This window comes from Geobacter sp. AOG2 (assembly GCF_019972295.1).
In the GTDB taxonomy this organism is placed as follows: domain Bacteria; phylum Desulfobacterota; class Desulfuromonadia; order Geobacterales; family Pseudopelobacteraceae; genus Oryzomonas.
In genome coordinates this window covers 2,867,796-2,886,866 of sequence record NZ_BLJA01000001.1, presented here as the reverse complement: position 1 = coordinate 2,886,866, position 19,071 = coordinate 2,867,796, and the positions used below count along the sequence as shown (strand labels likewise).

At 58.1% G+C, this 19,071-nt stretch carries 16 protein-coding genes and 2 tRNA genes; 8 read left to right on the top strand and 10 right to left on the bottom strand.

Features of this window, described 5'->3' with window-relative positions; translation table 11 throughout:
• Window positions 1–29: 29 nt before the first annotated feature.
• Window positions 30–2,516, bottom strand: coding sequence for a TIGR03960 family B12-binding radical SAM protein (locus tag LDN12_RS13255; RefSeq protein ID WP_223923136.1), 2,487 nt, complete (start codon window positions 2,514–2,516; stop codon window positions 30–32).
• Window positions 2,517–2,651: 135 nt separating this feature from the next.
• Here LDN12_RS13255 and LDN12_RS13250 point away from each other — a divergent pair.
• Together LDN12_RS13250 and LDN12_RS13245 are read left to right on the top strand one after the other, a co-directional pair.
• Window positions 2,652–2,738: transfer RNA gene (locus LDN12_RS13250), tRNA-Leu, on the top strand.
• 207 nt (window positions 2,739–2,945) lie between these two features.
• Window positions 2,946–3,587 (top strand): OmpH family outer membrane protein, encoded by a 642-nt coding sequence (locus LDN12_RS13245; RefSeq protein WP_223923135.1) that lies wholly within the window; start codon window positions 2,946–2,948, stop codon window positions 3,585–3,587.
• 99 nt (window positions 3,588–3,686) lie between these two features.
• Here LDN12_RS13245 and ahcY read toward each other — a convergent pair whose 3' ends face one another.
• The 3 genes from ahcY to LDN12_RS13230 form a co-directional block, all read right to left on the bottom strand.
• A complete protein-coding gene (ahcY, locus tag LDN12_RS13240; RefSeq protein ID WP_223923134.1) occupies window positions 3,687–5,081 on the bottom strand; it encodes an adenosylhomocysteinase in 1,395 nt (464 codons plus the stop codon).
• 76 nt (window positions 5,082–5,157) lie between these two features.
• Complete coding sequence (locus tag LDN12_RS13235) at window positions 5,158–6,084, bottom strand: metalloregulator ArsR/SmtB family transcription factor (protein WP_223923133.1); 927 nt, start codon at window positions 6,082–6,084, stop codon at window positions 5,158–5,160.
• Window positions 6,085–6,226: 142 nt separating this feature from the next.
• Window positions 6,227–7,330 carry a nitronate monooxygenase family protein gene (locus tag LDN12_RS13230; protein ID WP_223923132.1) on the bottom strand — a complete coding sequence of 368 codons (1,104 nt, stop codon included), beginning with the start codon at window positions 7,328–7,330 and terminating at the stop codon, window positions 6,227–6,229.
• Window positions 7,331–7,557: 227 nt separating this feature from the next.
• On the opposite strand from LDN12_RS13230, the gene LDN12_RS13225 reads away from it, so the two are divergent.
• Both LDN12_RS13225 and LDN12_RS13220 read left to right on the top strand, forming a co-directional pair.
• On the top strand, window positions 7,558–9,012 hold the full coding sequence (locus LDN12_RS13225; protein WP_223923131.1) for a hypothetical protein: 1,455 nt from the start codon (window positions 7,558–7,560) through the stop codon (window positions 9,010–9,012).
• Window positions 9,013–9,072: 60 nt separating this feature from the next.
• A complete protein-coding gene (locus LDN12_RS13220) occupies window positions 9,073–9,849 on the top strand; it encodes an ABC transporter permease (protein WP_223923130.1) in 777 nt (258 codons plus the stop codon).
• Between the two features lie 39 nt (window positions 9,850–9,888).
• Here LDN12_RS13220 and LDN12_RS13215 read toward each other — a convergent pair whose 3' ends face one another.
• Entirely contained in the window at window positions 9,889–10,638 is a 750-nt protein-coding gene (locus LDN12_RS13215; RefSeq protein WP_223923129.1) for a sulfite exporter TauE/SafE family protein, read from the bottom strand.
• Window positions 10,639–10,737: 99 nt separating this feature from the next.
• Between LDN12_RS13215 and LDN12_RS13210 the strand changes: the two genes are divergently transcribed.
• Window positions 10,738–11,619 carry a LysR substrate-binding domain-containing protein gene (locus LDN12_RS13210; RefSeq protein ID WP_223923128.1) on the top strand — a complete coding sequence of 294 codons (882 nt, stop codon included), beginning with the start codon at window positions 10,738–10,740 and terminating at the stop codon, window positions 11,617–11,619.
• A 27-nt stretch (window positions 11,620–11,646) separates the two neighbouring features.
• Here LDN12_RS13210 and nadA read toward each other — a convergent pair whose 3' ends face one another.
• Window positions 11,647–12,564 carry a quinolinate synthase NadA gene (nadA, locus tag LDN12_RS13205; protein ID WP_223923127.1) on the bottom strand — a complete coding sequence of 306 codons (918 nt, stop codon included), beginning with the start codon at window positions 12,562–12,564 and terminating at the stop codon, window positions 11,647–11,649.
• A 256-nt stretch (window positions 12,565–12,820) separates the two neighbouring features.
• Between nadA and LDN12_RS13200 the strand changes: the two genes are divergently transcribed.
• Window positions 12,821–13,057 carry an acyl carrier protein gene (locus LDN12_RS13200; protein ID WP_223923126.1) on the top strand — a complete coding sequence of 79 codons (237 nt, stop codon included), beginning with the start codon at window positions 12,821–12,823 and terminating at the stop codon, window positions 13,055–13,057.
• 16 nt (window positions 13,058–13,073) lie between these two features.
• On the opposite strand, the gene LDN12_RS13195 is transcribed toward LDN12_RS13200, so the two are convergent.
• Window positions 13,074–14,198: a hypothetical protein gene (locus LDN12_RS13195; protein ID WP_223923125.1), complete on the bottom strand. Its 1,125-nt coding sequence runs from the start codon at window positions 14,196–14,198 to the stop codon at window positions 13,074–13,076.
• Window positions 14,199–14,202: 4 nt separating this feature from the next.
• Window positions 14,203–15,708 (bottom strand): MBOAT family protein, encoded by a 1,506-nt coding sequence (locus tag LDN12_RS13190; protein WP_223923124.1) that lies wholly within the window; start codon window positions 15,706–15,708, stop codon window positions 14,203–14,205.
• Window positions 15,709–16,227: 519 nt separating this feature from the next.
• Between LDN12_RS13190 and LDN12_RS13185 the strand changes: the two genes are divergently transcribed.
• Window positions 16,228–16,304, top strand: a tRNA-Pro gene (locus tag LDN12_RS13185).
• 268 nt (window positions 16,305–16,572) lie between these two features.
• Window positions 16,573–17,166 carry a hypothetical protein gene (locus LDN12_RS13180; protein ID WP_223923123.1) on the top strand — a complete coding sequence of 198 codons (594 nt, stop codon included), beginning with the start codon at window positions 16,573–16,575 and terminating at the stop codon, window positions 17,164–17,166.
• Window positions 17,167–17,221: 55 nt separating this feature from the next.
• Here the strand turns inward: LDN12_RS13180 and dtd are convergent, their stop codons facing one another.
• Both dtd and LDN12_RS13170 read right to left on the bottom strand, forming a co-directional pair.
• Entirely contained in the window at window positions 17,222–17,659 is a 438-nt protein-coding gene (gene dtd / locus LDN12_RS13175; protein ID WP_223923122.1) for a D-aminoacyl-tRNA deacylase, read from the bottom strand.
• A 227-nt stretch (window positions 17,660–17,886) separates the two neighbouring features.
• Window positions 17,887–18,990 (bottom strand): DUF362 domain-containing protein, encoded by a 1,104-nt coding sequence (locus LDN12_RS13170; RefSeq protein WP_223923121.1) that lies wholly within the window; start codon window positions 18,988–18,990, stop codon window positions 17,887–17,889.
• Window positions 18,991–19,071: the final 81 nt, after the last annotated feature.

Sequence of the window (19,071 nt, the reverse complement as noted above, 5' to 3'; positions counted from 1 at the left end):
TGTCTCCGTCTATGTAAAATGTATTAAAATCAGTCGTGTGGCAGTGCCGGGCGAAAGATGACCTCCAGCTTTTCCACCCGCAGGTCATCCATGCTGAGCGTATCGTCGCCGGTGATGGCGCGGGCATATTCCACCGGCTTGCCCCTGCCGGCAACCAGCTCGATCGAGCCGTTCCCGGCAACCAGAGACACGGTCTCACGCCGCAGGTCGATGGTCTGGCGCTCGCCTTTTTTTATCCGTTGAATAACGAAACTGTCATGTGCCAAAAACAGCTCACACTTTTCGGAGAGGTCCCCAGAGAGTGTCTTATTAAGGGTTATCCGATAGTGCGTGGCCGCCATCTGTGGCGAAAGGGATGGTGATTTCACGTCTACCAGCTCTGCCTCCAAGACCTGCAGCCCTTCAGGCAGGACCAGATTCAGCCTTCGCTGCACCTCTTGAGCGCTGATACCGGCCGCCACGAGCATATCCATGTATTCCGCGTTGGATTCTATACCAACCGAGGTGGCGGTGGCAAAGGAGAATTTGGGATGGGGATGAAAACCTTGCGAGAAAAGGATCGGCACTCCCGCTCGGCTCACGGCGCGCGTGAACACGGTAATCAGTTCGAGGTGGCTCAGAAAACGCATGGCACCGGTCTTACTAAAACGGAGCCGGACGCGGGCCGGGACCGGTTCAGTTGCCACCGCGGCGGCCAGCGGCGGCAGGGTGTCATGGGGTGAAAGCCGCGTCGCCACAGCGCTGAAATCGCAGACACCGCAGGCACTGCAACGGCCATGACGGCAATCCTCGGTCGCGGACTCGCCGAAGGCGCGCTCCCGCTCGGCCAACAAGAACTCCCGCGTAACACCGCAATCGAGGTGATCCCACGGCAGGACCTCATCCAGTGAGCGCCGCCGCAGATACCACTCGGGCCGGATGCCGCAGTCGGCAAAGGCCTGTTGCCAGCGTGCCGGAGAAAAATGTTCTCCCCATCCGTCAAAACGGCAGCCAAGCTCCACAGCCCGCACCAGCACCGGGGCCAGGCGCCGGTCGCCCCGGGCAAAAACCCCCTCCATGAACGAAAGCGGGGCGTCCTGCCACTTGAAATGGAGCTTGCGCCTTTTCAGGTCACCACGCAGCAGGCCTTGCCGTTCCCGAATCTCGTCCTGGGAAATCTGCGGCTCCCATTGGAAAGGCGTATGGGCCTTGGGGACAAAACTGCTGACCGATACATTGACCTCGCCCGAAACACCCACCGCTTTGGCCTGGTCCTTGACCCGGCGCGCAAGGGCGGCAATCTCGAGCACATCATCCAGGGTCTCCCCGGGCAGGCCAATCATGAAGTAGAGCTTGATGAGCCGCCATCCGGCCCGATAGACATTGGCCGCGCCCTCCAGCAGGTCGGCCTCGGAAATCCCTTTGTTGATCACGGCCCGCATCCGTTCGCTCCCCGCTTCCGGGGCCAGGGTGAATCCGGTCTTACGCACCTTCTTGATCTCGTCGATCAACTCTTCGGTCAGCGTCCCAACCCTGAGCGACGGCAGGGAGACTGCCACCCTGTCCTGGGCATAGCGCGCCATCAGTCCTGTCAGGAGCGGGGCGATACAGGAGTAATCCCCCGAAGAAAGCGACAGGAGCGAAATTTCGTCATAGCCGGTGGCCTCCAGGGATTTTTCGACCAACTCCAGGACGGTTGCCGGCGAACGCTCGCGCACCGGCCGGTAGATGTAGCCGGCCTGGCAAAAGCGGCAGCCACGGGTGCAGCCGCGGGCGATCTCCACCGCCACCCGGTCGTGAATGGTCTTCATGAAGGGGACGACCGGCGCATCGGGATACGGTGCGGTGTCCAGGTCGGCGAGAAAACGGCGACGCACCTGCGTTTGTCCGGCCTTGAGCGGGATTATCTCCGCGATGCTCCCATCCGGGTGGTAGCGAGGCTCGAAAAACGACGGGACGTACACCCCCTCGATGGCGGCCAGGCGCTCCAGGAGCGCCTTCTTCCCTTCACCGGATCGTTTTGCCAGACGCACCGCCTCGGCGATCTCCAGCACCGCCTCTTCACCGTCGCCCAGCAGAAAGGCATCAAAGAACGGCGCCAGCGGTTCGGGATTATAGGCGCACGGACCGCCGCCAATAATCAGCGGAAAGGTTTCACGGCGCTCCTCGACCAGCAGAGGTATGCCGGCCAGACGCAGCATGTTGAGGATATTGGTATAGGAAAGCTCGTACTGCAGGGTAAAGCCGACGATATGGCAGGCCGCCAAAGGCGTGGCGCTTTCCTGGGTCGCCAGGGGCGATCCGGCGGCCTCAAGCTGCGACTCCATATCGGGCCAGGGGGCAAAGACGCGTTCGGCCGCAATCCCGTCAACGGCATTGAGGATATGATACAGGATTCGCAGCCCCAAATGGCTCATCCCGACCTCATAAACGTCCGGGAAGGCCAGGGCAAAACGCAGATCAGCCTCATCCTTGCGAATGGAGCCCATCTCCCCACCCATGTAGCGGGCAGGCTTTTCAACAGCAAGGAGATTCATAAATGGAAGACAATCCTTAAGAATGTGATTTATGGAGGCTTGGGACTGTAACAAATCGGAAGGGATAATGGCAAGGGAAATAGCCATTTTTTTCTTGCATCGGCTTGTCATTAATGGTAAATGAATTATTCTATTGCCGAAGTGGCGGAATTGGTAGACGCGCCAGATTCAGGTTCTGGTTCTCGCAAGGGAGTGCTGGTTCGATTCCAGTCTTCGGCACCATTTAAAGGAATTAAGGCTTTGCAGGTTTTCTGCAAAGCCTTTTTCCGTTTCAGGCAGCACTTAACTAAGGGCCTGTGGACGGCCACGGACCTCATTCCCCTGATATGGACTGCGCCTGCTCCCGGCAGTCAAATTTTGTTGCCTCACGACGCCAATCCTCTTATGCTGTGGAGGCAGTATCATTACCAAAAACGAAATGGAGTTGTCATGCCGACTATCTTGAAAATGTGCCTCATCATCACCCTGGCCCTGAGCCTCCCGAACCTGGCGGCAGCGGCGGATGCACCGCCGACCGCCGTTGCCAAGCCCGCCGCACTGCCTGAACCATTACAGAAAGCTCCTGCTGTTTCCGCGGCGGAAACCAAACCCTCCGACGCCGCAGTACGCCAGATGACCAAGATCGGTTCCGTGGACCTGGTCCGCATCGGCACTGAAACCCTGCAAGGCAAGGCGATTGAGGCCAAGCTCAAAGGAATGAAGGACAAGTTTCAGGGCCGGGTCGATGCCAAGCGGAAGCAACTGGACAAACTGCGCGCCTCTCTCGAAGCCAAGCTGCCCACCCTCTCCCAGACTCAACGGGAGGCCAAAGCGAGGGAATTCCAGAAAAAGGTAGAGGAATTCCAGAAGTTCGGCAAGCAGATGGAAGAGGAACTCTACACAACCCAGGAGAAGGAAACCAAGACGCTTTACGACGCGACCGAAGCCGCAGCAGTTGCCTACGGCAAGGCCAACGGCTTTGCCGTCATCGTCATCAAAAAGGAACTGCTCTATGTGGGCAGCAACATAGATGCCCAGGATGTGACCGACGCCATTATCAAGGCAATGGACGAGGCTACCAAGAAGAAATAGCTTCAGCCTGTGCCGTAAAACCCTCTTAAACGAAAAGGGGCGACATCCCGAGATGCCGCCCCTTTTCGTTGTCCTGCCCGACTCCTTCGCCGGACCGGATCAATACCGGTAATGCTCCGCCTTGTAAGGACCTTCCTTCTTCACCCCGATATACGCCGCCTGTTCGTCACTCAATACCGTCAACTGGGCATTGAGCTTCTTGAGCTGCAAGCGGGCGACCTTCTCATCCAGATGCTTGGGCAGGGTATAGACCCCCACCGGGTATTTGCCCGGATTGGTGAAAATCTCGATCTGGGCGATGGTCTGGTTGGCAAAGGACGAGCTCATCACATAGCTGGGGTGACCGGTGGCGCAGCCCAGATTTACCAAGCGCCCCTTGGCCAGCAGGATGATGCGCTTGCCGTCCGGGAAGATGACGTGATCCACCTGGGGCTTGATCTCCTCCCACTGATATTTCTCCAGGGCGGCGACCTCGATCTCGTTGTCGAAGTGACCGATATTGCAGACGATGGCCTGATCCTTCATGCGGGCCATGTGGTCATGGGTGATGACATGGTAGTTGCCGGTGCAGGTGACGAAGATGTCGGCCTTGTCGGCGGCATACTCCATGGTCACCACGCGGTAGCCTTCCATGGCGGCCTGCAGGGCGCAGATCGGATCCACCTCGGTCACCCATACCTGGGCCGAGAGAGCACGCATGGCCTGGGCCGAACCTTTACCCACATCACCGTAGCCGCAGATCAGGGCCACCTTGCCGGCGATCATTACGTCGGTGGCGCGCTTGATGCCGTCCACCAGGGATTCGCGACAGCCGTAGAGGTTGTCGAACTTGGACTTGGTGACCGAGTCGTTGACGTTGATGGCCGGGAACCGCAGGTCGCCACGTTCGTGCATCTGGTAAAGACGGTGCACGCCGGTGGTGGTCTCCTCGGTCACGCCCTGGATCTGGGCAATACGGGTCGAGTACCAGGTCGGGTCAACGGCCAGCTTGCCCTTGATGGCGGCAAACAGGATAGTCTCTTCTTCGGAACCCGGATTGGTCAGTACCGACTGGTCCTTCTCGGCCTTGGCGCCCAGGTGCAGCAACAGCGTGGCGTCGCCGCCGTCGTCCAGGATCATGTTGGAGAAGCCGCCGTCGGCCCACTCGAAGATCCGGTGGGTATAGTCCCAATACTGATCCAGGGTCTCGCCCTTGACCGCGAAGACCGGCACGCCGGCGGCGGCGATGGCGGCGGCGGCGTGGTCCTGGGTGGAGAAGATGTTGCAGGATGCCCAGCGTACCTCCGCACCCAGGGCAACCAGCGTCTCGATCAGCACGGCGGTCTGGATGGTCATGTGCAGCGAACCGGTAATACGGGCTCCCTTTAAGGGCTGGGCTGCGGCAAATTCCTCCCGGATGGCCATCAGGCCCGGCATCTCGGTTTCGGCGATCCTGATTTCCTTGCGGCCCCAATCGGCCAGGGCAAGGTCTGCTACAATGTAATCCTGTGACATGCGTGTGCTCTCCTTTGTTGGTGGTAGTTTCGTCTCCTGATTGCTGCGTCGCTCATATAATCTTCAACTCCCCGGCTCAGGAGGGCCCGGGGGCGGTGGCCTTCACTATCAGCACCGCTTCCTGGCCGTTCTTCCCTTCGACCCTTTCGCAGGAGGATTCGGAAAATCCCTCTGCCAGCAGCCACGCCGTTAACTCTGCCTCCTCAAACCCCAGCCACTGATCAGCCAGCTGTTCCCGGGCGGCTTCGCGTTCATGGCGAGCCAAGTCGGCCAGCAGCACTATTCCGCCGGGAGCCAGCACCCGACGGACTTCGGCAAGTACGGCAGCCGGATTGGGCGCATGGTGCAGCACCATATTGGCCACCACGCATCCCGCCGAGGCGTCGGGCAACGGCAGATGCGTCATCTCTCCCAGACGCAGTTCAATGCCGTGCGCGCCGTCGCGGGCCAAACGACGGCGGGCCTCCTCCAGCATGGCCGGAGAATGGTCCACGCCGATCACCCGTGCCGCCCGGACCCCCAGCTCACTCAGCAGCCCACCGGTGCCGGTACCGATCTCCAACACGGTAACACCGCTGGGCACAAGCCCAAGCAGGTTCTGACGATACTCCGGGACCGGCAGGAGCACCCCGCTCAAATCGTCCCACTGATGGGCATGGCGGTCGAAGAATTCCTGGCTGCGCCGCCGGCGCTCCTCCAGGACCACAGCCACCGCGGACAGATCCCGGCTCCGCTCGGGCAGGCTGTTCAGCTCCCGCTCGATGGCAGGGCGAATGGCGCTGAAAAAATTGCTCGCCTCACCGGCCCGGTAATAGCTCCAGGTCCCTTGCCGCTTGACCGACAGCACCCCGGCCTCGGTCAGGATCTTCAGGTGCCGGGATATCCTGGACTGCCCCATGGCAAGGATATGGGTCAACTCCTGAACGGTGAATTCACCGCGCAGGAGTACCGCCACCAGACGGAGCCGGGAGGGGTCGGCAAGGGCTTTGAGGGTATCGAGCATATCAATATCTGTATTAACGATTTTATTATATCAAGTTTTATTGATATAACATTGTGCGGGATGGCGGTCAAGCAAAAACGGCCCGCCGGGATGTCTCCCGGCGGGCCGTTTCGTGTGCGTATTCCCGTTTAACGGGCTGACGTCACGCTGCTTCCTGCAACGCCTCTTCCTGTGATGTAACTTGCGCCTCACCGAACAGTTCGTCGAAGATTTCCTGCACCGTGGTGATGCGGTCGGCCCGCCAGGCATTAGTGCCGCAGAAGACCAGGCCGGTATCCACATCGCCCCGCTGGGCACGATCCAGAGAGGAAACGATGCAAAAACGCTCGCCCGACTCTTTGTAGGAGCATTTCTTCAGGCAGCCCATGCGGCAGGGGGTACTGTTGTCCACATCGTAACGGCGGATATTCTCCGCGTTGTTCAGGATTGCTCGCCCAGGCAGGCCGGCGGGACTCATGATCAGCCCGATATCCTCCTTCGAGCAGCGAAGGTAGGCCTGCTTGAAGGCATCGTCGGCATCGCACTCTTCGGTGCAGACAAAACGGCTGGCCATCTGCACGCCGTCGGCGCCTTCCGCCAAGGCATGCTCCAGGTCGGCCCGGTCCCATACGCCGCCGGCCGCGATCACCGGAACTTCGGCGCCGCACTCATCGCGAAAGAACGCCTTGACCTGACGCACGGTGGCATACTGGTCATACTCGCCGGTGCCGATATTCTCCATTTTTTCGCCCAGATGCCCGCCGGCGGTATCCGGGTCTTCCACCACCACCGCATCCGGCAGGCGTTTATAGGCCTTCAGCCATTTCCGGGCGATAAGCTGGGCCGCCCGCAGGGACGACACGATCGGCACCAGGGCCACATCGGGGTGGTCGGCGGTCAGCTCCGGCAGGCCCATGGGGAGGCCGGCTCCGCAAACGATCACCTTGGCGCCCGCTTCCACGGCGGCCTTGACCAGTTGTTCAAAATCAGACAACGCCACCATGACGTTGACTCCGATGACGCCATCCGGCGCAATCTCATAAGCCTTGCGAATCTCGGCCTTGAAGCCCTCCGCATCGGCCTGGAAGTAGTTTCTGCCGTTGTAGAAGCCGCTGTTAAGGCCGATACCGGCCGCCGCAACCAACCCCACGCCACCGCACTTGGCCACGCTGCCGGCCAGACGGCCGGCGGAGATGCGGACTCCCATGCCACCCTGGATAACCGGATACGGGACGGTGTACTTCCCTATCGTCAAAGACTGCGCCATAACTCTCCTCCACCGAGACTCAAACATCCTGACGCTTATCATACAGGGGATCAGATTGGGTGTTTGTAATACTTTTGTAAAAGCGCCCCGTGCCTCGTGCGCCCAGTTCAGTGCCGCGGCCCCGCAACTGACCGCCCCGGCGCCGACCGACACCCACCTTTCGCGGTTGACTCTCCAGGTGCGATAAGGAATAATGCCCCATTGTTGACATCTCCTCGGGAGTATTGATGAAAAAAACGTTTGTACATTGCCTTGCGATCCTGCTCGTAAGCGCCGCCCTCGCCCATGGGGAGGACCATGCGGGACCCGCAGACCCGCCTCCTCAGGAACAACGGGGGGGCATCGTCACCCTCTGGCCGCTCTTCGATTATCGCTCCAGCCCGGGCACCGGCTACAGCAACCTTTCCATCCTGGGACCGCTCTTCAAACGCGAGCACAATGGCCACATGACCAAAACCGCCCTCAGGCCGCTCTTTTTCACCCAATCGACCCCGGCGGGCGACGAAAGCGACATCCTCTACCCCCTTGCCTCCACCAACAGCGACGAAAATGGTTCCGATACCCAAGTGCTGCTCCTGTTCCAAAAACATGCAGAAAACATCGGCACGGTCGAAGAGCGGCACAACAGCATGCTCTTCCCCTTTTACATCAGCGGCAGCTCGGACAAATACGGCCCCTATACCTCCGTCTTCCCCCTGTACGGCGACATCTACGAGCGCTTCTGGCGCGACGAGTACCATTTTACCCTGTTCCCGATCTACGGCCGCACGGTAAAAAAGGGTACCACCTCCACCAACTGGCTCTACCCGATCTTCAACAGCATATCGGGCGAAAAGGAGAGCGGCTTTGCCTTCTGGCCGCTGTACGGGCAATCGCACAAGGAAGGGGTCTACGAGAAACGTTTTGCGCTCTGGCCCATCTACGGCGACGAGAACCTTGGCCTGGACACGAACAACCCGACCAGGAACCTCTACCTGTGGCCATTCTACACCTCGTCCGAATCGCCGCGGCAGAGTTCGACCCACATCCTCTGGCCCCTGTGTGGCGTGGTGCGGGACGGCACGGGGACGGCCGTGGAGCGGGACTACCTCTGGCCGTTCTGGATGACGGCCCGGAGCGCGGATTCGAGCACCGACCGCTACCTCCCCTTCTATGCCGAAACGAAGACAAAGGAGGGGGGCAGCCACTGGATCATGTGGCCGATCTACCGCAAGACAACCATCGATTCTCCCCTCTTTCGCCAGGAGAAGACCAGCCTGTTCTATTTCCTGTTCCATCGCTCGGACGAATCCTGGCCCAAGGCGGGCAGGGACCGCGCCCAGAGCGCCTTCTGGCCGCTCTACGCATGGAAGCGTGACGAGAACGGCCAGCGGACCCTCTCCATGCCCGCCCTGGTGGAACCGGTCATCTGGAACGACGGGGTCGAACGTAACCTTGCGCCGCTCTGGAGGATCTTCATCAGCACCTGGGACGGTCAGGGCAATGGAGCAACGTCAATCCTCTGGAACCTCTTCTGGCGGGAAAAACGGGGCAACGAGAGCGCCTGGGAACTTTCGCCCCTGGTTTCGTACCGCGCCACCAGGGACGGAAGCGAATGCAAACTGCTGAAGGGGCTGTTCGGTTATGCCACGGACAAAGGGAAGACATCCCTGAGTATCTTCTGGATGCCGTTCGGGATATAATTACATCGGAAACCATGAAACACCCGTGTTGCGCGGGAGAAGGCCTTTTCAGGACAAACCATGACCAAATTTCTCGAATTCATCGGCAAGCAACTGATCTACTCGTTCGGCATCGTCGGCGAGGTGCTGATCCTGCTCAAGCGGACCATCTTTTCCTTCCGCGAGGCGCCGCACAACATGCCTTCCATCCTGACCCAGATGGCCATCATCGGCTATGAGACCCTGCCGGTTGCCTCGGTGATGGCCTTTTTCGTGGGCATGGTCCTGGCGCTGCAAACCGGAGTGGAGCTCTCCAAGTACGGTACCCAGGATATCGTCGGCAGCATCGTCGGCCTCTCCATGGTGCGGGAGATGGGACCGGTCATGGTCAGCTTTCTGGTGGCGGGGCGGGCGGGCAGCGCCATGGCGGCCGAGATCGGCGTCATGAAGGTCTACGAGGAGATCGACGCCCTCACGACCCTGGACATCGACCCGGTACGCTACCTGGCCATGCCGCGCCTGATCGCGGCCCTGATCTGCGTCCCGACCCTGACGATCTACGCCGACTGCGTCGGCATGCTCGGCGGCGCCATCATCAGCCACCTGCACCCGAAGCTGTTCATCTCCTACGCCACCTACACCGATTCCCTGCGCCTGGCGCTCAAATTCAGGGAGATCACCGCCGGGCTGATCAAATCCTTTGTCTTCGGCGGCATCATCGCCGTCATCTGTTGTTACGTGGGATTCAACACCTCCGGCGGCGCACGGGGGATCGGCGTCTCCACCACCCGTTCGGTGGTGCTCTCCTTCATGCTGATCCTGGTGGCGGATTACTTCCTGACTCGGATTCTGATGTAAGTACTCCCACCTCTGTTGCCCGGCGGCGCACCGCCGAACTCAGGCAATACTTCGCATCAGGAAGAGGGCGGTTATAACCACATTCAACAGGGTAATGCCGATTCTCAGGTGATGGGGGCTGATACGCCGGGCATAATGCGCACCGCCGTAACCGCCGATCACAGCCCCGACGAGCATGATGCAGGACTGCCCCCACCAGACCAACCCGGTTGCGGCAAAGCATAGTACGGCCGCAAAATTGGTTACCCCCACCAACAACGTTTTGGCTGCGTTCATCGATCTGATGTCCGTAATCCCGAACAGGCTCCAGACGGCCATCATCATGATACCGACCGCGCCGCCGAAATAACCTCCATACACAGCCAACACGACTTGCCCCACCAGAAGCGCCCCAGGGCCGATAGCGACTCTCCGGCGCACAATGAGACCGACCTTTGGGCCCAGGGAGAATGCCAGGGTGCCCATCACCAGCAACCAAGGGATCAACTTGTCGAAGATGGTTGTCGGGGTCGTGTACAGAAGCAGGGCTCCTGCCGCCCCTCCCGCCAGGCTTGCCCCAATCATCGCTTTCAGCGATGCGCCTGTGAACGTCCCACATTCCCCACGATAGGCCCAAGCACCGGCGAGGCTGCCCGGAAACAGGGCAACCGTGCTGGTGGCATTCGCAGAAACCGAAGGCATACCCAAAAAGACCAATGCCGGAAATGTAACGAACGACCCGCCTCCCGCAATGGAATTCATTGCGCCCGCTACCAGACCCGCACAGAATATAAGGACATTGTTTTCCACGGCTTCAGTATCTTTCAGCTTGTCGATACGGTCAATGTGGAATATTCTGAGTGTGGATACGTGTAAAACGAAGGCTTGTGTTGCAGAAGAGGCGATCCCATGCGTTTTGATCTTACGGATCTGAGGCTTTTCCTGAATGTACTTGAAACCGGCAGCATAACGGGTGGCGCCGAACGGTCCTACATGGCGCTGGCATCCGCCAGTGCCCGCGTACGCGGGATGGAGGAGGAGTTGGGAGTGCCGCTGTTGGAGCGTGGCCGGCGGGGCGTGCAGCCGACCGCGGCGGGCTGGACGCTTGCGGACCATGCCAGGACGGTTTTACGCCAGGTGTCGGACATGCGTGGGGCGCTCGGTGATTACGCCCGCGGGCTCAAAGCTCAGATACGGCTTTTGTGCAATACTGCGGCCCTGACCGAATTCCTGCCCGATGACCTCGGGGCGTTCCTCGCCCAGCACCCCTCGGTAACTATTGACCTGCATGAACATGCAAGCACGGAGATCGTTGCGTTAATCACGGCGGGCAAGGCAGATGTGGGCATAGTCGCCGACTCCGTTGATCACGGTCTTCTTGAGACGCGCCCCTTTCGTATCGATCAACTGGTGGTTGCCGTTCCTCGACGGCATCCATTGGCCGCCCAGCGTGAAGTGTCGTTCAGCAACCTGCTTGATAACCCCTTTGTCGGGCTCATGAAAGGCAGCGCCCTCCAAGACCATCTCGACGGCCAAGCGGAGCGCCAGGGAGCCCGGCTCGATTACCGTATTCGCGTCCACGACTTCGATTCCATCTGCCGACTGGTGGAAAAAAACGCCGGCATCGGCGTCATTTCGGAAACGTCCGCGCTCAGGTGCAGCAAGACGCTCGCAATTGATTTTGCACGGCTCACCGACCCTTGGGCGTGCCGCCGGTTGATGGTCTGCATGAGGAACTTCAATGAGCTGCCGCTACATACCCGCCATCTGATAGAAAAAATCGGCTCCTGACTCGTGGGCAGGGATTGAATACAGCGGCTAATCCCGCGGCACGGCCAGCATCCTGTCCAGGGCCTGTCTGGCCCTGACGCGGACCTCCTCGGTAACCGTGACTACCGGCGACATGGTCTGGAGGGAGTAGAGCACGTCCTCCAGGGAGGTCAGCTTCATGTTGGGGCAGATCAGGGCCGGCGAGGCCAGGATGAACTCCTTGCCGGGGTTCTCCAGCCGCAGCTTGTAGAGGATACCGGCCTCGGTACCGATGATGAACCTTTTGGCCGAGCTGGCGCGACAGTAGTCGTACATGCCGCTGGTGGAACAGACATGATCCGCCAGGGCCGAGACCTCGGGTGCGCTTTCCGGGTGGCAGATGAACAGGGCGTCGGGATGCTCGCTCTTTTTCTGCATGACCGCCGCCACGGTCATGCGCTCGTGGGTCGGGCAGAACCCCTCCCAGAATACGAAGCGTTTCTCCGGGACGAATCGGGCCACCCAGCGCCCCAGATTCCGGTCCGGCACAAAGATCAGTTCATCCTCCTTCAGCGATCTGACCACCTTGAGTGCGTTGGCCGAGGTGCAACAGATATCGGAATGGGCCTTGATCTCAGCCGAGGAGTTGACGTAGGTCACCACCGGCACGCCGGGGTGTTTCTCTTTTAGCGCCTCCAACTCCTCCACCGTGACCATGTCGGCCATGGGGCAGCCCGCATCGGGTCGCGGCAGCAGCACCTTTTTTTCAGGCGACAGGATGGCGGCCGATTCGGCCATGAAGTGCACGCCGCAGAAGACGATCACATCGGCCTCGGTCTTGGCCGCCTCCATGGACAGGGCCAGGGAGTCACCGGTAATGTCGGCGATCTCCTGCACCTCGTCGCGCATATAGTTGTGGGCCAGCAGCACGGCATTATGCGCCGCGAGAAGTTCCCTGATCTGCTGTTTGATGTCGTCTCCAGCCATTACCTGAGCCTCCCAAGGTTCCTGACGCTTGACAAGCGGGAACTAAAATGGATAGTTAACCGTACTCCGGAAGACAACACCGCGCGGGTGGCGCACCTGCTTCGGGAGCCCGCAACTCCCCGGTCCGTCTCCGGCGGAATCTGATCGCCACCCTACCCGAAATTCACTGAAAAAACAAGGTTTGGCCCTCTACGCATCCTATAGCGCACATAACAGCAGAATCTGTTGGCCTGCGGCCGACAAGGGGAGTTATGCCATGACAACGAAGGAATCTCTGAATGAGGTTTTCAGGATGGTATTCGATGACGATACGATCCAGATAGCGCCGGAAATGACCGCCAACGATATCGAAGGGTGGGATTCCCTCTCCCATATCAACCTCATCGTGGCGGTGGAGGCACGGTTCAAGATCCGTTTCAAACAGAGGGAGGTGTTATCCTTGAAAAACATCGGTGACCTGCTGAAGGCTGTGGAGACCAAACGCGCCGAATAGGGCTGTGCCCTTGTCTTCAGTCCGGCGGCGAAAAGCTGCCCATATCCATCTTGATGCGACGCTCCGCGAACTCCTCTATGACGATATCCGGACGAACCTCCGCAACAATGGAGGCTATCGGCACCGATTGATCCCAATGCTTTCGATAGTACTGGACGTGCTGGAAATGCTCCGAAATATAGGGAATAATTTCATCAAAGAAAGAATCCCTGAAAACGATTGCTTTAGGTAGTTTTTTGTTCTCCTGACGCATTGCATAGGTCCTCGGATCACCGGTATTCATTTCAACCCTGCACGCCAGACGTTTTTTATGGGGGATCAGGTTTATTTCCTCTTCCGTGATAAATTCCGAGCCCCCTACCAGAAGAGCCAAATCACCGCCTTTTTCGTATCTCTTCTCAATTGTGAAATCGGACAGGGCAGATGCAGGTTTGGATGAAACACCTCTGGACATGGCTTTGACTATCTCCTGATACGCAAGGAAAGCGCCATACCTGTTCCAGTGAGTATCGGTCTTCTTGTAAAGTCGCTCATTCTTCTTTGCCGCGAGCAGTGCCGGTCTCAAATCAAGCATTTCAACTCTGGAGTGAGTTCCAACGTAATCGACAAATTCATCGAGTCCGGTTATAGCCACGCTTCTGTAATAAGAAGGCAGGTTCTCGCCATAAATTGTTTCCTTGTTTGGGGCAATGACAAAAAGATATCGTATGCCCCGTGCAGCGAGCCACTGCCGTTTACGCTCAAGTGAAGCGGTCCACATTGCCAGGGTATCATCGCTATAATGCGTAATACCACGGGCATCATCCATCTCATGTTCTCCAAGAAAAAAGAGCCATCCATTTTCTCCGAAAAGCACCTCGTTGAATTCAGTTTCCCGCAAAAGCCTCCGCCGGATGAGAAAATTCAATCTGATAAAAACATCTCTGAAACCGAAATTGTCCTTGAAATAGTTATAGAAATCATGGGGAAACCTTTTCAAGGCCGCTTTTTCAAATGACACGACGGGGAATTTGGCATGCTCCCTGTTTTCCTGGAGAGCCGGCGAACGATCCAATTTAAAGACCGTGGCAGCAAGTGGCGCAATCAAGCTCACGGCAAAGATCGCGATAATTGTGGCGTTTCTGTAGGTCCGATAATTCATGGCATCAGAATTTCTGGTACAGGAAGGGGGTGAACGTCGACGATGCAATGGAACAGAAGGACAGCATCAGCACGAAAACCATCCCGGCAATCTCACAGAAAGCCCCGATGGCATGATGTTCTGTTTTTCGCAGGTGGTCGGAGATGTTTCTCACTATCGGCGTGGATGCGACGACTCCGGCAATCAGGACAAGCAGTTCAGTGCTGTCGATATACATGCGCAGATCATAATGAAAAACCGTAGTGGCGGGAAAGCCTGCTAATGTACGCAGGTAGTCAACCGCTTCGGAAAAGCTCGACGCACGGAAAAAGACCCATGGGAGCATAACTATGAGCAATAAATACACATGTTGCAGCGGAACCCACCATTTTTTTATCACCCTGGATAGCCAGAGGCTTTCGAGAGCCAGGACGACCCCATGGAGCATCCCCCAAACAATAAAATTCCAACCTACACCATGCCAAAGCCCGCAAGCGGTGAAAACCATCACGATGCTGAACAACGATCGGTAATTGGTCGGATATCTCCCCTGAGCGATCTTTTGCCTGACACTATCGCTCATCAATGCATAGCTGAGAGGGATAAACATATAATCCCTCAGCCATGTTGACAGCGATATATGCCAGCGGCGCCAGAACTCGGTCAACGATCTGGATATATACGGGTAGTTGAAATTTTCCTGGAACGTGAATCCGAACATGCGCCCCAGCCCTATTGCCATATCCGAATAACCTGAAAAGTCCAGGTACAACTGAAGCGAATACGTTATCAAGCCAAGCCAGGCGGCACTTGGCGACAATTCCGCAGCAGGCACGGAAAAAATCTGGTTGGCGGTCAGCGCCAATGTATCCGCAAGCAGCACTTTTTTACCGAGGCCGATTACGAAGCGCCTGGCGCCCATGGCAAATTTGTCGGCGCTTACCTTTGGGTCGGCAAGGTCTTCAGCAACCTCTGAATATCTGATAATCGGACCTGCCGTGATTTTGGGAAAGAGGACCAGGAATAGCGACAGAAGCAGCGGATTTTTTTGAGCGTCTATCTCATCACGGTACACATCGAGAACGTAAGCAATTGCCTGAAATGTTAAAAACGAGAGGCCCAGGGGCAGATAGCTGAATTTGAAGTAATCGGCAATGTTCACGCCAGTCGATGACGGGATTATACCTTGTGCGGCCATGGCCGCAACACCGGGATATCTATAGCAGATCAAGGGCAAAAGATTCATGGCAATCGACAGCCAGACAACAACTTTACCCCAGAAAGAGTCTCGATATTTTTCGGCTGATAGACCGAAGAGATAGTTGGCGACAATATAATAAAGGAGCAACAACAAAAAACTGCTCCCGGTTTTTCCAATTTCAGAAAAAGAGGTAAACACGTTTGAAGCGGCAAAATATAGTAAACTTACGCCAAGGAGAAACCAAATCCTGCCATTTGCCCTCAATAGCCAGTAACAGCCAAGAACCAGGGGCAGAAACAGGAAGAGAAAAAGAGGTGAGTTAAATGGCATGGGCTATTTGAAGAAATATGGAAAACAGGGCTTGTTCATGTCCAAACTCTGTATTGGAGACCTGTAATCCCCAAGATTTTTGATATGGTTGTCCGTTGTTATTTCGGTCATGTTCCGGCCTCAATCCGTCCAAAATCACTTTGTCGCGCTTTAGACGAAACTCAATCGAAAAAGGTTACAAAAAAATTGAGATAAAATTTATGGGAAGAGGGTACAGAGCGGCAAAAGGGCATATTCATGAAAGCTTGACATTATTCGATTGAACCTGCCAATAACCTGACAACACCGGATCAGCCCCCCCGTCCAGGTACGACCTCCGCACCCGATTGCCGGCAGAGGGCGCAATTGGCTGATGGCATGGCTTTAATCAGTGCAGGCGGAATGTTTGGGCAGGGACAAAAAAGCAACCTTACGTGGGAAAATTTATCGTCTTGACTCGTCAAGGGCCGCTTGAGCGGGGGCTCGCATCGTCTTCCCGCTTGACAAGCGGCAACCAAAAAGGATATAAGAACAGTTCTTCGGGATGTAGCGCAGCCTGGTAGCGCACCTGCTTCGGGAGCAGGGGGCCGCTGGTTCAAATCCAGTCATCCCGACCATTAATAATCGAGGGGTCAGCCGAATGCGGTTGGCCCCTTTCTCTTTCCCTCCGCATCCACCCTTGCCTCGTTGGATGGAGAGCAACGTATATCACTGACCGCAAAAAAACATGCTGTGATCTCCCCCTCTCATGCGCGCCCCTCGCGGACCGGTTCCGCATATCCTCCCCCTGATGGCCCCGCTCCCGAAACCATGCACCGGCAGTGATACGTGCTATACTGGAGCTACATACGAGAATGCCTTTATGACAACCCTGGAGGAGGCCCCATGCGTTGCCCCTTTTTACTGCTTGCGCTGTTGCTCATACCGCTGGGTGCGGAGGCCCTGGCCGCCGATGTTCCCCAGCTTGCCGGCTGCACCACCAAGGTTTTCGATGAAATCCGCCGGACCCGCACATGGTCGGGCAAGGCACCGGGTGGCTGCCCGGCGTCGATAGCCGTGGAAAAGCGGGCCAATGGCGTGGTGGTTACCGCCTGGACAACCAGGAACGTCGATGGGGGGTGGGTCAAAACCGCCTTTTCAAGTGCCATGGGGTATGGCGAGATCGCCCGCAAAAAGGAGTTGGCAGCGGCGAGCCGCGACATCGTGGCGCGGGCCAAGCACCTTGAGCGGTGCCTGGAGTCCATCAACACGGCCAACGACCCGCTCGACTGCCGCGACCGGGCAACCAAGTCCTATATCGCCGGCGAGGAAAGCGGCGTGGAAAATGACCGGATCGTCTGGCTGGATGACAATGGTCGCCATACGGTCGTGGAATACGCCTTCGGGAATACGGAACCGACCCCCAGCCCGCCCGCCGACCTCCTGGACGGCCAGCAGCTGCCGCCGGGCGTGATCATAGACTTGCGCGTGAACCGCTAACGTTCTTTAACAGGCTGTTAAAAAACCAAGTGTATTCAGATTTTTCAACAACCCCTCAACGTTCCAGGATAAAGGTGACCGGCCCGTCGTTAACCAAATGCACCTTCATGTCGGCCTGAAAGATGCCGGTCTGCACCGGCAGGCCGAGTTTCTCCACCGCGGCAGTGAAATAATCGTACAGCCGTTTACCTTCTTCGGGCGGGGCCGCCGTATCGAAGGAGGGGCGCCGCCCCTTGTCGCAATTGCCGGCCAGGGTGAACTGGGAAACCGCCAGAACGGCTCCCCCCACATCGGCCAGCGCAAGGTTCATCTTGTCCTCCCCGTCCGCAAAGATGCGCAGGCCGGCAATCTTCTCCGCCAGCCAGTCGGCCTTCGACTCGTCGTCTCCCTTCTCCACGCCCAAGAGAACCAGGACGCCTTTTCCGATCCGCCCGACAACGCTCTCGTCCACAGTGACGGACGCAAAACTGACGCGCTGAATTACCGCTTTCATAATGTCCCCCTGAATCCGTGACGCCGGAATGCCGCAGCGTCCGGAAGAGCCGAAGCCCGCACGCCGCCATGTTGTAACAGCTCACTCATGAGGCCCGTCCACCGCCTGATTGTCGCAACCTCTTCAAACGCAAAGGCAGAGGCTTTCCGAACCAGCGAAGGCATGAAGGCGTCACGGGTTCAGGGCCCCATTACCTGTCACCACGGCGCAGCGGCAGGTTTGCCCGTTCAAATCTTCACCAACTCGTAGATCCTCGTCCCCAGGCCGACCTTCTCGCCGTGCTCCAACTGCACCTCCCACGGAATCTCGGGGTACACGCCGCGGAACTTGTCGCCACCCGGCTCATGGCCGCTTTGCAGGGCCGAACCCTCGTTGCCCCGGGCTCCGTTGACCAGATCGGCGCAGGCCTGGTCGATGGCCACCGGGTCGCAGGAGGCGCAGATGCCGATGTCGTTGACGATTGGCGCATCGGCGTGGCCGTAGCAATCGCAGGCCGGAGAAACCTGGGTGATGAAGCTCAGGTAGACCGTCCTGCCCTCCTTGCCGGCCACGGCACCCTTGGCGTACTCGGCCATCTTCTTCATCACCAGGTCGGCCGCCTCGTTCCATTGGACATTGATGACCTTGACCGGGCAGACGCTGATGCAGCGGCTGCAACCGGCGCAGAGCGCGGGATCGATGGTCGCCTTTCCCTCGATGATCCGGATGGCGTCGTGGGCGCAGGCCTTGAGGCAAGCGCCGCAGCCGGTACAGTATTTCTCGGCCACCTTGGGCGCCACGGTGGAGTGCTGCACCAGCTTGCCCTTACGGCTGGCGCACCCCATGCCCAGGTTCTTGATGGCCCCGCCGAAGCCGGTCAGCTCATGGCATTTGAAGTGGGTCAGGCAGACCAGCGAGTCGGCCTCCACAATCTCGGTGCCGATGTGGACCTTTTTCAACAGCTCCCCGTCGATGGCGACGTCCGTTTCGGTCACTCCGCGCAGGCCGTCGCTGATGATCAGCGGCGCCCCGGCGCAGGCATAGCCGAAACCGTTCTCTATGGCGCAGACCAGGGCAGAAACCGCTTCCTTGCGCTCGCCGGGATAGAGAGTGGACGAATCGGTCAAAAAGGGCCTGGCCCCCAATTTCTTGATCTCCTCCACCACCCGCCGGGCAAAGATCGGGCGGATGAAGGCGCTGTTCCCCTTCTCGCCGAAATGGATCTTGACCGCCGTCAGGTCACCCACGGCAATGCGCCGGTCCACGCCGGCCAGGGCCAGTAATTTACTGATCTTGTCGAACAGGTTTTCCTTATGGCCGGCCCGCATGTCGGCAAAGTACACCTTGGACATGGTTTCCTCCCCTAGAAGGTTGTTGAAAAACAGCCATCTCGCCGCCGTCCTCGAAAGCCCTTTTGTGCGGCGTAGCGCTGC

Bases quoted from the DNA above. Each gene is read 5' to 3' on its own strand.
- LDN12_RS13190 (WP_223923124.1), bottom strand. From the start codon at position 15,708: ATGCCATTTAACTCACCTCTTTTTCTCTTCCTGTTTCTGCCCCTGGTT.
- LDN12_RS13245 (WP_223923135.1), top strand. From the start codon at position 2,946: ATGCCGACTATCTTGAAAATGTGCCTCATCATCACCCTGGCCCTGAGC.
- LDN12_RS13225 (WP_223923131.1), top strand. From the start codon at position 7,558: ATGAAAAAAACGTTTGTACATTGCCTTGCGATCCTGCTCGTAAGCGCC.
- LDN12_RS13195 (WP_223923125.1), bottom strand. From the start codon at position 14,198: ATGAATTATCGGACCTACAGAAACGCCACAATTATCGCGATCTTTGCC.
- LDN12_RS13170 (WP_223923121.1), bottom strand. From the start codon at position 18,990: ATGTCCAAGGTGTACTTTGCCGACATGCGGGCCGGCCATAAGGAAAAC.
- dtd (WP_223923122.1), bottom strand. From the start codon at position 17,659: ATGAAAGCGGTAATTCAGCGCGTCAGTTTTGCGTCCGTCACTGTGGAC.
- ahcY (WP_223923134.1), bottom strand. From the start codon at position 5,081: ATGTCACAGGATTACATTGTAGCAGACCTTGCCCTGGCCGATTGGGGC.
- LDN12_RS13255 (WP_223923136.1), bottom strand. From the start codon at position 2,516: ATGAATCTCCTTGCTGTTGAAAAGCCTGCCCGCTACATGGGTGGGGAG.
- LDN12_RS13180 (WP_223923123.1), top strand. From the start codon at position 16,573: ATGCGTTGCCCCTTTTTACTGCTTGCGCTGTTGCTCATACCGCTGGGT.
- nadA (WP_223923127.1), bottom strand. From the start codon at position 12,564: ATGGCTGGAGACGACATCAAACAGCAGATCAGGGAACTTCTCGCGGCG.
- LDN12_RS13210 (WP_223923128.1), top strand. From the start codon at position 10,738: ATGCGTTTTGATCTTACGGATCTGAGGCTTTTCCTGAATGTACTTGAA.
- LDN12_RS13235 (WP_223923133.1), bottom strand. From the start codon at position 6,084: ATGCTCGATACCCTCAAAGCCCTTGCCGACCCCTCCCGGCTCCGTCTG.
- LDN12_RS13200 (WP_223923126.1), top strand. From the start codon at position 12,821: ATGACAACGAAGGAATCTCTGAATGAGGTTTTCAGGATGGTATTCGAT.
- LDN12_RS13220 (WP_223923130.1), top strand. From the start codon at position 9,073: ATGACCAAATTTCTCGAATTCATCGGCAAGCAACTGATCTACTCGTTC.
- LDN12_RS13230 (WP_223923132.1), bottom strand. From the start codon at position 7,330: ATGGCGCAGTCTTTGACGATAGGGAAGTACACCGTCCCGTATCCGGTT.